At 69.1% G+C, this 12,535-nt stretch carries 11 protein-coding genes; 8 read left to right on the top strand and 3 right to left on the bottom strand.

Annotation, left to right across the window (positions count from 1 at the left end):
* Positions 1-80 precede the first annotated feature (80 nt).
* Complete coding sequence (lptF, locus tag AB8808_RS04500; RefSeq protein WP_369927109.1) at positions 81-1,184, top strand: LPS export ABC transporter permease LptF; 1,104 nt, start codon at positions 81-83, stop codon at positions 1,182-1,184.
* Positions 1,184-2,281 (top strand): LPS export ABC transporter permease LptG, encoded by a 1,098-nt coding sequence (gene lptG, locus AB8808_RS04495; RefSeq protein WP_285406498.1) that lies wholly within the window; start codon positions 1,184-1,186, stop codon positions 2,279-2,281. The genes lptF and lptG overlap by 1 nt, the downstream gene beginning before the upstream one ends.
* An 11-nt stretch (positions 2,282-2,292) precedes the next feature.
* On the opposite strand, the gene AB8808_RS04490 is transcribed toward lptG, so the two are convergent.
* Positions 2,293-5,799 (bottom strand): hybrid sensor histidine kinase/response regulator, encoded by a 3,507-nt coding sequence (locus AB8808_RS04490; protein WP_369927107.1) that lies wholly within the window; start codon positions 5,797-5,799, stop codon positions 2,293-2,295.
* A gap of 115 nt (positions 5,800-5,914) precedes the next feature.
* Here AB8808_RS04490 and AB8808_RS04485 point away from each other — a divergent pair, with 115 nt between their 5' ends.
* The 5 genes from AB8808_RS04485 to AB8808_RS04465 all read left to right on the top strand — a co-directional run bounded on the left by AB8808_RS04485 (position 5,915) and on the right by AB8808_RS04465 (position 10,572).
* A complete protein-coding gene (locus AB8808_RS04485; RefSeq protein ID WP_369927105.1) occupies positions 5,915-7,372 on the top strand; it encodes a GTPase in 1,458 nt (485 codons plus the stop codon).
* A gap of 98 nt (positions 7,373-7,470) precedes the next feature.
* Positions 7,471-8,097 (top strand): YceI family protein, encoded by a 627-nt coding sequence (locus AB8808_RS04480; protein WP_369927103.1) that lies wholly within the window; start codon positions 7,471-7,473, stop codon positions 8,095-8,097.
* Positions 8,081-8,665, top strand: a complete 585-nt coding sequence (locus AB8808_RS04475; protein WP_369927101.1) for a cytochrome b — start codon at positions 8,081-8,083, stop codon at positions 8,663-8,665. Before AB8808_RS04480 ends, AB8808_RS04475 begins: the two co-directional genes overlap by 17 nt.
* Positions 8,662-9,222, top strand: a complete 561-nt coding sequence (locus AB8808_RS04470) for a YceI family protein (protein ID WP_369927099.1) — start codon at positions 8,662-8,664, stop codon at positions 9,220-9,222. The genes AB8808_RS04475 and AB8808_RS04470 overlap by 4 nt, the downstream gene beginning before the upstream one ends.
* A 6-nt stretch (positions 9,223-9,228) precedes the next feature.
* On the top strand, positions 9,229-10,572 hold the full coding sequence (locus AB8808_RS04465) for a DUF697 domain-containing protein (protein ID WP_369927097.1): 1,344 nt from the start codon (positions 9,229-9,231) through the stop codon (positions 10,570-10,572).
* A 3-nt stretch (positions 10,573-10,575) separates the two neighbouring features.
* Here the strand turns inward: AB8808_RS04465 and AB8808_RS04460 are convergent, their stop codons facing one another.
* On the bottom strand, positions 10,576-10,800 hold the full coding sequence (locus AB8808_RS04460) for a glutaredoxin family protein (RefSeq protein WP_369927095.1): 225 nt from the start codon (positions 10,798-10,800) through the stop codon (positions 10,576-10,578).
* Between the two features lie 72 nt (positions 10,801-10,872).
* On the opposite strand from AB8808_RS04460, the gene AB8808_RS04455 reads away from it, so the two are divergent.
* Positions 10,873-12,255: an L-serine ammonia-lyase gene (locus tag AB8808_RS04455; RefSeq protein WP_369927093.1), complete on the top strand. Its 1,383-nt coding sequence runs from the start codon at positions 10,873-10,875 to the stop codon at positions 12,253-12,255.
* Here AB8808_RS04455 and AB8808_RS04450 read toward each other — a convergent pair.
* Entirely contained in the window at positions 12,242-12,454 is a 213-nt protein-coding gene (locus AB8808_RS04450) for a hypothetical protein (protein ID WP_369927091.1), read from the bottom strand. The genes AB8808_RS04455 and AB8808_RS04450 overlap by 14 nt on opposite strands.
* Positions 12,455-12,535 lie beyond the last annotated feature (81 nt).

Raw genomic sequence — 12,535 nt, 5'->3', positions numbered from 1 at the left:
AAGCCCGCCGGGGCCCGGACAGGCTAGACTTGAGGTTTGCCGGCCAGGACTGACGCGGCACGAACCGCCAATTCTACCAAATGCTCAGCATCCTCGACCGCTATTTCCTGCGTGAACTTGCCTACGGTGTCATAGCGACGGCCGTGGTCCTGCTCGTCATCTTCTCCGGCGGCGCTTTCGCCAACGTCCTGCAGAAGGTCGCCAACGGCAGTATCCAGCCCAGCGTGATGTTCGAGGTGCTGGGCCTGCAGATGGTCGACCTGCTCTCGACCCTGCTGCCGATGTCCGCCTTCCTGGGCACGCTGATCGCCCTGGGCCGCATGTATCGCGAAAGCGAGATGCACGTGCTGGCCTCGTCCGGCATGGGCCCCCGCGGCATGCTTCGCCCGGCCACCCTGCTGGCGGTGATGGCCACGCTGGTGGTGGGCACGGTGTCGCTGTGGCTCGGTCCCCTTTCCGCGCGCACGGCCGACCAGGTGATCGCCGCGGCCAACAAGTCCGTGATCGCCGCGGGCCTGGACGCCGGCCGCTTCACCGAGTTGCCGGGCAAGGGCGGCATCATCTTCGTCGATACGCTCAGCCGCGACGGCACGGTGCTGGGCAAGACCTTCCTGGCCACCGACCGCACCGACGGCAACGGCAACCCGCAGGTGCGTGTGGTCAGTGCCAAGAGCGGCCGCATGTACCAGGAAAGCGACGGCCAGAACCGCTTCCTCGCCCTCTACGACGGCTGGCAGTTCGAGGTGCCTCTGGCGGCGGACAACTGGCGGCGGATGAAATACGAGCGCAACGACGCCTCGCTGTCCTCCATCGTGGACGACGACGAAGACACCGATCCCGCCCACGAGTCCACCATGGCCCAGTTGTTCAAGGCCGGCACCCCGGAGGCCCTGGGTGAGCTGGTCTCGCGCTTCGCCGCCCCGGTCAGCACGCTGGTGCTGATGATGATGGTGCTGCCGATGTCCAAGCAGGCACCGCGCGATGCCCGCTACGGTCGCCTGCTGATCGCGGTGCTCACCTACTTCCTCTACGTCATCTGGCAGCTGATCGCCCGCGCGCAGATCATCAAGGGCCACCTGCACACCTCGGTGCCGGTGTGGATACTGCACTTCGTCGTGTTCGGCGTGGCCGCCTGGTATTTCTGGAAGCAGAACTCGCCGCGCCGCATCAAGGGAGCCGTCTGATGGCCACCCTGACCGTCAAGCGCGCCGACCGCCTGATCGCCATGAGCGTACTGGGCACGCTGCTGCTGGTATGGCTGGTGCTGGCCGGCTTCGATTCCCTTCTGCAGTTCGTCCGCCAGCTCGGCAACATCGGCAAGAACGGCTTCTCGCTGTACGACGCCATTGCCTACATCATGCTGACGCTGCCGCGTCGTCTCTACCAGATGTTCAGCAACGCCGCCCTCATCGGAGGCCTGCTCGGGCTGGGTGGCCTGGCCGCCACGGGCGAGCTCACCGCCCTGCGCGCCGCCGGCATGTCCAAGCTGCGTATCGCCGTCTCCGCGGCGGGCGTCATCGCCGTGCTGACCCTGGCCGTGGTGGTGATGGGCGAGACCGCCGCGCCCTATGGCGACCAGCATGCCCAGGCGATCCAGGTACGCATGCGCTCGAGCAACCTCGGTTCCACCAGCAGCGGCCTGTGGGCCCGCGACGCCGGCAAGATAATCAACGCGAAGTCGGCCATCGCCGTGCAGGATGGCGACCGCACCACGGTGAAACTGGTGGACGTGCGCGTCTACAGCTTCACGCCGGACGGCCAGCTCTCGATCTTCTCGCACGGCGACAGCGCCACTCACGACGGCAACAAGTGGATCATGAGCAACGTCCGCACCACCACGCTGGACGACCAGGGCACCCACTCATCGCATGTGGACACGCAGACCTGGGCCTCGCGCCTGAATCCGCACGTGCTCGAGCAGTCGGTGATCCATCCCGAATACCTGTCCATGGCTGACCTGCGGCGCAACATCCGCTACCTCGACAACAACGGCCAGAACTCCGGTGTGTATGCCGTGGCGTTCTGGGGCCGCGCGCTTTTCGCGCTCAACACGCTGGTGCTGGTGCTGTGCGCCATGCCCTTCGCGTTCGGCTCGCTGCGTTCCGGCGGCCTGGGCAAGCGACTGTTCATCGGCATCATCCTGGCCATAGGCTGGTATTTCCTGCAGGGCGCGATGGTGAACTTCGGCACGGTGTACGGCATGCCGCCGTTGCTGGCCAACCTACTGCCCACCACGTTGCTGGTGGTCGGTGCCCTGGCCTATTTCAGGCGCTTCGGTTAGCGTCTGGCCGATCAGGACGCCGCGACCAGCGGCGTCCTGCCTACACGCTCGAGCATCGCGGCCAGGTCGTCGCCGCTCATGGGCTTGCGCAACAGGGCGTCCATGCCGGCCGCGCGCACCGCGGCGGCTTCATCGCCGGCGGAGCGTGCCGTCACGGCGACGATCGGCAACGTGGCCAGCGCGTCGATGCGGCGGATCATCCGTGCCACCTGAAAGCCGTCGACGAGAGGCAGGTCCAGGTCCAGCAGCAGCACATCGTAGCGACCGGCCGACACTTCGCTCATGGCGGCCAGCCCGTCGCCCACCGTGGTCACGACATGCCCCCGGGTACGCAGCAGATTGGCGATGACCTCGCAGACCACGGCATCGTCCTCCACCAGCAGCACGCGCCAGCCGGTGGTGTCGTTGCGCGCGGGCGATGCCGGCGCACACGCACGGCCCGCGCAGGCACAGGCCACCAGTGGCAGGCTTACCGTGAACCGACTACCGCGGCCGGGTTCGCTGGCGACGTCGATGGTGCCGCCCATCAGCGTGGTCAGTTCGTGGCAGATCGCCAGGCCCAGACCGGAACCGTCGGCACGCCGGGGCGTGTCGCCCTGCTCGAAGCGCGAGAACAGGCGCGCGCGCAACTCGGCTGACATGCCTGGCCCGGTGTCGGCGACGCTCAGGCACAAGCCGCCCCGATCCACCGCCACCTGCAACGACACGCCGCCTTCCGTGGTGAACTTCACCGCGTTGTTCACCAGGTTCTGCAGGATCTGGCGCAGACGAATGGTGTCGCCACGCACGGCCGGCGGCACCGACGCCGCCACGCTGGCCGACAGGGCCAGGCCTTTCTCGTGCGCCGCGGCGGCGGCAAGGGCCACCACTTCGTCCGCCACCGCGCGCAGCGACACGCATTCGGATTCGAGCACCAGGCGGCGCGCCTCGATCCGCGTGATGTCCAGCGCATCGTTGACCAGCCGCAGCAGGGTGTCGCCCGAGCGGCGCACCGCATCGACGTAACTGCGCTGCGCCTCGTCGAGCGGGGTGCGCGACAATAGTTCGGCCATGCCCAGCACACCCGTCATCGGCGTACGGATCTCGTGGCCCAGGGTGGCCATGAAGTCGGTTTTGGCCGCGTTCGCCTCTTCGGCCATGCGCCGCTGGTGCTCGGCGAGCCGCATGCGCATGCCCTGGCGTAGCCGCCGGCGCGTACCGCGCACGAGCGTCAACGCGATCGCAAAGACGAGCAGCACGTAGGTCGTCCATGCCCACCAGCGTAGCCAGGGCGGGGCTTCGACGAAGACGACCATGGAGGCGGGCAGTGACGTGCTGAGGTCGTCGCGCCCGGCGCCGTGGATGGCCACGGTGTAATGGCCGGGCGACAGGCCTTCCAGCGCGTGCTCACCCTCCTTGCCGGCGTGCATGACCTTCGCCGCGTTGCCCTGGCGCCATTCGAAACGAAGGTGGTTGCGATCGGGGTCGACGAAGGACAAGACGCGCGCCATGACGCGCGCATCGCGGTCGTCCCAACGCAATCGCAGCACACCGCGGTGGATGGGCACGGTCTCGCGACGGCCGTGCCGCGACACCGTGGCGCCGAGCACCGCGATGGGCGGCCGCCGGATGTGGTCGCGCTGACCGTCCGGACGAAAGCCCACCAGACCGCCCAGCGTGGCGCCATACATGCTGCCGTCGTCGAGCAGCACGGTGGTGGCGTGGGTGAACTCACCGCTGGCCAGCCCGTCGGCCAGACCGAAGGAACGGAACCGGCCCAGGCGGGGGTCGAATCGCCAGACCCCGGTCTGGCCGTAAAGCCACAGCCGCCCGGCGCGATCCCGGCGCAGGTTGAGGATGTCCGCCGAGGGAAACCCTTCCACGCCGCCGACGTGCCGATCGCGCTCGGCGCGCGTGCCCTGCCAGCGGTAGTGCTCCAGCGCATCGGGCCGTACGATCCAGAAGCCGTCGTCGTCGGGCTCGAACGCACTGATCCGGCCCGTCGGCACCCCTTCGACGAAACGCATCTGCCCGCTGATACGGTCCCGTCGGGCGAGGCCCGCCACGCTGGCTTGCCAGAGCTCGCCATCGACGATGTCGATTTGCCGGGTATCCAGCCAGCCGCGCGGCGAGCCCGCGAAGACCAGCGGCACCGCACGTCGCAGACCGGCATCCACCTCGAGCAGGCCCTGCCCCAGCGCAGCGACGATGACGCCGCCGCCGGGCGCCGCGACGATCGACGTCACGGGGCGATGCACGACCGACCGCAACACCGGCCTGACTTTTCCGTGGGCCGCCAAGGACAACCCGTCGACCGTGCCGATGAGCAGGCGCCCTCCCGGCAGCGCCCACAACGACTGGATGCGCGGCGCACCCAGCTCGAAGCCCTCGCCGGTATGTCCGGTGGCGGGGTCGAAACCACGGACCCAGCCGCGCAGGCCGCCGACCCACAGCCCGCCGCCTTCGCGGGCCGCCACGGCGGTGACCGTGCGGCCGGGAAAGGTGTGCGCATCGGTGGCGACGTGGGCGAAGCGGGTGAAGTCGTCCCAGGACGGACCGAGGTAAGCCAGGCCACCATCGCTCAGCGCGAACCACAGACCGTGCTCGCGATCTTCCAGCATGCCGCGCACCGTGCGTCCCGGCAGGCCGCCCAGGGCCGTCCATGCACCGGCTACCTCGTGCAGGCGATCGAACCGGTCGAGCATGGACAGGCCCTGCGCCGCCGCGATCCAGAGGATGCCGTGGCTGTCCGCCAGCGTCGCATGGACGGCCGTGGCGGGTACGCGGCGATCGCGATGCATGCGTCCGTCGGTGTCGGGACGGAAGAGCCCGCGGTCGGTGGCGACGCGCATCTGCGCACCGCTGCCGTGGATACCGCGCACCACGGGCGCGGCACCCTCGGCGAACGACACCTGACTGAACGTGCCGTTCGCCTCGCGCACGAACAGTCCCGCCTCGCCGCCCGCCCAGAGTCGCCCGTCGGCCGACACGTGGAGCACATGCACCGCCGCCGCCCTGGCCGCGAACGCCACGTGCCGCGGCCCGCCACCGTCCGCGCGCATGCGATCCAGCCCGCGGGAGGACCCTATCCATACCAGGCCGTCCGATGTCTGCGCCAGGGCGTGCACTTCTTCGCCGGCCAGCCCCTCGCGCCACTGCACGAAACTGCCGGTGGCCGGGTCGTAGCGGCCCAGGCCCAGTTCCGGACCGCCGATCCAGAGCCGGTCGTCGCGGTCGACGAACAGGGCGGACAGGCCACCGACGTTTAACGACCCGCCCTGCCCGGCGCCCACGCGCGGCGCGGTGAATGCCACGCCGTCGAAACGCGACAGCCCGGCGGCCGTGGCCACCCAGATGAAGCCGCGGGCGTCCTGCACCACCGCCTGCACCTTGCTGCTGGGCAGGCCTTCATGCAGGCCGTAGCTGCGGAATTGGGGCGTGGGGATCGGCGCCATCGTGGTGGCTGCCGCAAGGGGGGTGGCCCCACCGATGACGATGAAGGCGACGAGAATCCATCTCGTGAAAAGCGTGCGGTGCATACGCCGGGTTCCTGGTGCGATCCCGATCATGCCATGCACCTGCGGAAAGCTGTACGGCTTGACGCCGCACGGCGATGTAGGCATTCGCGTGGGCGCTTGCCTCTAGAATGGACGCATGTCACGCCGATTGCGTCTACTCATCGCGGCTGTCGGGATCGCCGCATTCGCCTGGCTGCTGCTGGCCGCCTTCGACCGCGCACTCGCGCTGGCCCAGCGTTTCATGGGCTTGCCCACGGGCATGCGCTGGCTGGTCGGCATGGGCATGATCGCCCTGGTGCTGGCCGGCATCGCGGCAGGCATCTGGTGGCTGCGACCACGCAAGCCACGTGGGCCGGTCGTCGCACCGGATCGCGCGTCCCTCGAAACGCGCCTGGCCGCCCTGCGCGACGCCGGTTCCGAGGTTGAGGAAATCCGCAACGAACTCGGCGAGCTGGACCGTCGCCGCGCCAGCGAGCAGCTCTACATCGCCGTGTTCGGCGAAATCTCCACCGGCAAGTCCTCGCTGATCGCGGCACTGGTGCCCGGCGCGCAGCCCCAGCGCGACGCGCGCGGCGGCACCACGCGTGAGGTCGCCCATTACGAAGGCACGGCACCGCGTGGCGACACCTGGCTGCTGGCCGACGTGCCCGGTTCCGCGGAAGCGGGAGGCGACGCGCGCGAGCGCATGGCACGCGACGAGGCGCTCCGCGCCCATGCCGTGGTCTATGTCTGCGCCGGCGACCTCACCCGCACACAGGGCGACGAACTGCGCTGGCTGGGCGACTTCGGCAAGCCGCTGGTGCTGGCGGTGAACAAGGCCGACCAGTGGTCGGGCGACGATCGCGAACGCGTGCTTCGGCACGTGCGCGACCAGGCCGGCGGCGTGCCCGATGCGGTGGTCGCGATCAGCGCGGGCGGTGAGGAACGTTTCACCCGTCGGCTGGCCGACGGCCGCAGCGAAGCGGTGACGCGCCAGCGCATACCCGACGTCGCGGCATTGCGGGATGCCATCGCGCGGCTGGTCGCCCCGGGCGCGCAGGGGCTGGAGCCGCTGCGGGAAAACGCCGTGCTGGCACGCATCCACGAGCGAACGGGCGAGCACGAGGCGATGCACCGTGCCGCGGAGGCGGAACGCATCATCACCCGCTACGCCCGGCGGGCGATCGTCGGCGCCATGGCCGCCGTGGCACCGGGCACCGATCTGGTGATCCAGGGCGCGCTGGCCGCCGGCATGGTGCGCGCGTTGGCCGACCTGCACGGCATCCGCGTGACCGATGTCGACATCGAGAACCTGCTGAAGCAAGCCCGGCTCACGCTGCGCACGGGCACCTCGGTGGTGCTGGCCGTGGCCGGCAATGCGCTCAAGGCGTTTCCGGGCCTGGGCACGCTGGGCGGCGGCGTTCTGCATGCGTTCGCCTATGCGCTGATCTTCGACAGCCTGGGGCGGGCGCTGGCGGCGACGCTGGCCGAGCGGCAGGCGCTCGACCAGGCGGATGCCGGCGAACGCATGCGCGAACTGCTCGGCGACGCCAGCGGGTCCCGGTTGCGCCGCCTGGCGGAGCTGACCGGCGAGGCCTTGCGAGGCACAGAGTGAACGATCTGTTCCCGGCAGCCGTACTGACAACCGGCCCGCGCTCGGCCACACTGCCCCCCTCGGCCGCCACGCGGCCCCGACCCGCTCCCGGCTCACTCATGCGCCCTATCCGTGCCCTTCCCCTGCTGCTTCTCGGTGTCGCTCCCCTTGCCGCCCATGCGGAAGCCACCGCGTACCGCATCGATCCGGTACATAGCCAGGTGGTCTTCAACGTCGAGCACAACGGTTTCTCCCGCTCGTTCGGCCGCCTGAAAGTCACCGACGGCACCATCCGCTTCGATCGCGACGACTGGTCGAAATCCTCCGTGGACGCGACGATCGACCTGTCCTCGGTGGACATGGGCGATGCGGCCTGGGACAAGGCCGTACGCGGCAGCGCGCTGCTCGACAGCGACCGTGCGAAAACGGCCCGCTACGTCAGCGATTCGGTGGAGAAGAAGAACGACGCGGAAGGCGTCGTCCACGGCAAGCTCACCCTGCGCGGCGTCACGCTGCCGCTCGACCTGCCCTTCCGCGTCAACCGGGTCGGCACCACCATCTACGGCATGCACACCGTGGCCGGCTTCTCGTCCTCGGTGATCCTCGACCGCACGCGCTACGGCATGACCTCCAACGCCAACTCGATCGGCAACGACGTCACCGTGTGGCTGGAGATCGAAGCCATCCGCGGCGACGCGGCCGCCACCACCACCGAAAAGGACAACACCCATGCCCCTGCGCAGTGACGCTACCCGCTGGAGCACCCTCGCCAAGACCTTCCACTGGGTCACGGCGCTGCTGATCCTGGGCAACGGCGCGTTCGCGTTCTGGATGGACGGCCTGAAGCCGTCGATGCGCAAGATCGACATGTTCGCGCTGCACAAGTCCATCGGCCTCACGGTGCTCGCGTTGTTCCTGCTGCGCCTGCTCTGGCGCGCGATCGACCGCCGTCCGCCCGACATGCCGGCACCGCGCTGGCAGCAGTTGGCCGCGCACGCGGTGCACGGTGTCCTTTACCTGCTCATCGCCGCCATCCCGCTTACCGGGTGGGCGTTCAACTCCGCCCACGGCTTTCCGCTGCAATATTTCAAGCAGTTCAACCTGCCCGCGCTGGTAGAAAAAAACCCGGCCCTGTCCGACACGCTGGGCACCGTGCACGTGTGGCTGTTCTGGCTGCTGCTGGCCGTGCTGGTCGCCCATGTCGGCGGCGCGTTGAAGCACCACCTCCTCGACCGCGACGATACGCTCCGCCGCATGCTGCCCTTCGGCCGCGCAAGGCGCGGCATCCCCACCCCTCCCGGAGATACACCATGACCCCGATGATCCGCCGCCTTGCCGTCCTCAGCCTGGCGCTCGCGCTGCCGTTCGCCGCCTCCGCCGCGGACTACAAGGTCGGTCCCGGCAGCACGCTGGGCTTCAGCGGCAAGTTCCAGGGCCAGCAGTTCGACGGCACGTTCGGCAAGTTCGACGCCGCGATCAGCTACGACGCCGCCAGCCTGGCCGCATCACGGTTCAACGTGACGGTGGACATGGCCACGGCGAAAACCGGCGACGGCGATCGTGACGGCGCACTGCCGGGCCCCGATTTCTTCGACGTGAAGAAGTTCGCCACGGCGCATTACGTCACCACCGGCTTCAGCAAGGATGCCAAGGGCGATGTCATCGCCAACGGCAACCTCACCCTGCATGGCGTCACCCGCCCGCTCGCCCTCAAGGTCGCCTTCTCGCCCAATGCCGGCGGTGCGCGCCTGTCGGTCACCGGTACGCTCAAGCGCCTCGACTTCGGCGTAGGCAGCGGCGATTACAAGGAAACCTCGACCATCGCCGACGAGGTGCTGGTCAACGGCTCGCTGAACCTGCAGCCGAAGTAAGCCGGCGTGACAGGCCTGCGCGATCGTCTCCGCGGCCTGGCCGGCCGCTTTCGCCGGCGTGCCGACACGGCGCCGGCGCCGGACGAACGCGGAGGCAGCGTGGCGTCCAGCCTGCGTGGCCTGCTGGACGACCCGACCATTCCGCCCGCCGTGCGCGAAGCCATGGCGGCGGACTTCCGCCGCATCGAGACCATGCTCGATCGCCTGGAGCGCGAGGAACTGCACGTGGCCGTATTCGGTCGCGTGTCGGCCGGCAAGTCGGCACTGGGCAACGCGCTGCTGGGCCGCGACGCGTTCACCGTCGGCGTGCTGCACGGCACCACCACCGAGGCGGACGTCGCACGCCTGGACGAAGCCGCGAACGCGGGCCTGGTGCTCATCGACACGCCGGGCATCAACGAACTGGGTGGCGAGGCGCGCGAAAAACTGGCCTACGAAGTGGCCGAGGTCAGCGACCTCATCGTCTTCGTGGCCGACGGCGACCTCACCCGCGAGGAACGTGACGCGCTACGCACGCTTGCCGCCACGCGCCGGCCGCTGCTGGTGGCCCTGAACAAGATCGACCGCTACAGCGACGACGAGCTCGACGGCTTGCTGCAACGCCTGCGCGAGCATACCGGCGGCCTGGTCAGGCGCGAGGACGTGATCGGTGTGGCCGCGCACCCGCCGCCCCGCCGCCTGGTGGAGGTGGATGCGTCCGGCAGGGAGCACACCACCCACGAGGCCGTGCCCGCCGATGTCACCGTCTTGAAGTCGCGCCTGCTGGCCATCGCCGAACGCGAAGGCAAGACCCTGTCGGCGATCAACGCGGGCCTGTTCGCCGGTCGGCTCACCGACCAGATCAGCGAGCGCATCGCCGTCACGCGTCGCGACGTCGCCTCCGGCGTCATCCGCCAGTACTGCATCGCCAAGGCCGTGGCCGTGGCGCTCAATCCGGTACCCGTCGCCGACCTGCTGCTGGCCGGCGGCCTGGATGCGGCGATGGTGGTGCAGCTGGGCCGTGTCTACGGGCTGCCGCTCACCCGCAGCGAGTCCGGCCGACTGGTGGCGACCATCTCGCTGCAACTGGCGGCGCTGATGAGCGCGGTCTGGGGCATGCAACTGGTGGCCTCCGCACTGAAGGGCGTCAGCGGCGGCGTGTCGGTCGTGGTCACGGCCGCCGCGCAGGGCGCGCTGGGCTGGTACGCCACCGTGCTGATCGGCCGCGCCGCCGAGCATTACCTGGTGGCCGGCAAGTCCTGGGGCGAGCACGGTGCCAAGCGCGCCGTCGCCGACATCGTCGCGGGGCTGGATCGCGATTCCATCCTGCGCGAGGCCCGCGAGGAGATCATGAAGCGGCTTCGCGGGTAGTCGTCACCCCGCGAAAGCCTTCACCGCCGCCACATCGAACGGCCAGCCCAGCTCGGCCCCATCGTCGCGCCGCAGCACCGGCACGCGCGCCCCGTAGCGGGCTTCCAGCGTCGCATCGTCGTCGATCCACACGGAAGCGAAGTCCGGGAAGCGGGCCTGCGCCAGCACCTCGAGAGCCTGGTCGCACAGGTGGCAATCGTCGCGCTGGAACAATGTGAAGGCAGACATGCGCAGGTGTATGGGGCCAGTGGCGTCGGGGCGTAGAATAGCCGGCTATCCCCATAGCCAACCTATCCAGCCATGGCAGTCAGCGTTTTCGACCTTTTCAAGATCGGCATCGGTCCCTCGTCCTCGCACACGGTGGGGCCCATGCGCGCGGCTGCGCGCTTCGCCGAGCACTGGCTGGACGAAAAAGGCGTGCTCGATCGCGTGACACGCGTACGCTGCGAACTGTTCGGCTCGCTGGCGATGACCGGCCGCGGCCACGGCACGGACAAGGCCGTGCTGCTGGGTTTAGAGGGCGAGTGGCCCGATCGCGTCGACCCGGACACCATTCCCGCCACGCTGGAACGTATTCGCACCTCGCGGCGCATCCGCCTGCTCGGCCGCCACGAGATCGCCTTCGACGAGAAGGTCGACCTGGTCTTCAACAAGCGACAGAAACTCCCGTTCCACACCAACGGCATGCGTTTCTCGGCCTACGACGCCGAGGGCAACGAACTGGCCACGCGCGATTACTACTCGGTCGGCGGCGGTTTCGTGGTCAATCCCGATGAAGCGGCGGAAGACCGCATCGTGGCCGACACCAGCGAGCAGCCCTATGCGTACTCCACGGGCGACCAGCTTCTGTCGTTGTGCAAGGAGCACAACCTCACCATCGCCCAGCTGGTCGTGCGCAACGAGGGCATCTGGCGCCCCGAGGCGGAGACCCGCTCGGGCCTGCTGCGCATCTGGAAGGCCATGCAGGATTGCGTGGCGCGCGGCCTGCGCTCCCCCGGCGTGCTGCCGGGCGGGCTGAAGGTGAACCGCCGCGCCCCGGCCATGGCCGCCGAACTCCGGGCCCAGCCCGAAGCAGCGCTGCGCGACCCTCTCACCATCCTGGACTGGGTCAACCTCTACGCGCTGGCCGTGAACGAAGAGAACGCCGCCGGCGGCAGCGTGGTCACCGCGCCGACCAACGGCGCCGCCGGCATCGTCCCGGCCGTGCTGCACTACTACCGCCACTTCTGCCCCAGCGCCTCGGAAGACGGCATCGTCGAGTTCCTGCTCACCGCCGGGGCCATCGGCATCCTCTACAAGGAAAACGCCTCGATCTCCGGCGCCGAGGTGGGCTGCCAGGGCGAGGTGGGCGTGGCCTGCTCCATGGCGGCCGGCGGCCTGACCGCGGCCCTGGGCGGCAGCGTCACCCAGGTGGAGAACGCGGCCGAAATCGGCATGGAACACAACCTGGGCCTCACCTGCGACCCCATCGGCGGCCTGGTCCAGATCCCCTGCATCGAGCGCAACGCCATGGGCGCGGTCAAGGCGATCAACGCCAGCCGCATGGCCCTGAAAAGCGACGGCAAGCACCACGTCTCGCTCGACAAGGTCATCGCCACCATGCGCGACACCGGCCGCGACATGAAGGACAAATACAAGGAAACCTCCCGCGGCGGCCTGGCCGTCAACGTCATCGAATGCTGACGCCGCATCCGGGACACGCGACGCCGTCGTAGGAGCGCACGATGTGCGCGATCCCGATGTACGTGGTCGCGATATGCGCGATTTCGATGTAAGTGATCGCGATATGCGCGATTTCGATCTGCGTGGTCGCGATGTGTTGGGTTGGGGTAGGCCCTAGGTGCGTTGCCGCGTCGCCGCTTTGTTGGCTTTTCGCGCACATCGTGCGCTCCTACGACCCGGCACGTTAGACGATTACGCCCCGGCACGTTGGACGATTATGCCCCCGGCAGGTTGGACGATG

It is taken from the genome of Xanthomonas sp. NCPPB 2632, assembly GCF_041228075.2.
Lineage (GTDB): Bacteria > Pseudomonadota > Gammaproteobacteria > Xanthomonadales > Rhodanobacteraceae > Luteibacter.
The sequence above is the reverse complement of the archived record's forward strand: the minus strand, read 5'-3'. Positions and strand labels throughout refer to the sequence as shown.

Bases quoted from the DNA above. Each gene is read 5' to 3' on its own strand.
- lptG (WP_285406498.1), top strand. From the start codon at position 1,184: ATGGCCACCCTGACCGTCAAGCGCGCCGACCGCCTGATCGCCATGAGC.
- AB8808_RS04450 (WP_369927091.1), bottom strand. From the start codon at position 12,454: ATGTGCGCGAAAAGCCAACAAAGCGGCGACGCGGCAACGCACCTAGGG.
- AB8808_RS04485 (WP_369927105.1), top strand. From the start codon at position 5,915: ATGTCACGCCGATTGCGTCTACTCATCGCGGCTGTCGGGATCGCCGCA.
- AB8808_RS04455 (WP_369927093.1), top strand. From the start codon at position 10,873: ATGGCAGTCAGCGTTTTCGACCTTTTCAAGATCGGCATCGGTCCCTCG.
- AB8808_RS04475 (WP_369927101.1), top strand. From the start codon at position 8,081: ATGCCCCTGCGCAGTGACGCTACCCGCTGGAGCACCCTCGCCAAGACC.
- AB8808_RS04460 (WP_369927095.1), bottom strand. From the start codon at position 10,800: ATGTCTGCCTTCACATTGTTCCAGCGCGACGATTGCCACCTGTGCGAC.
- lptF (WP_369927109.1), top strand. From the start codon at position 81: ATGCTCAGCATCCTCGACCGCTATTTCCTGCGTGAACTTGCCTACGGT.
- AB8808_RS04480 (WP_369927103.1), top strand. From the start codon at position 7,471: ATGCGCCCTATCCGTGCCCTTCCCCTGCTGCTTCTCGGTGTCGCTCCC.
- AB8808_RS04490 (WP_369927107.1), bottom strand. From the start codon at position 5,799: ATGCACCGCACGCTTTTCACGAGATGGATTCTCGTCGCCTTCATCGTC.
- AB8808_RS04470 (WP_369927099.1), top strand. From the start codon at position 8,662: ATGACCCCGATGATCCGCCGCCTTGCCGTCCTCAGCCTGGCGCTCGCG.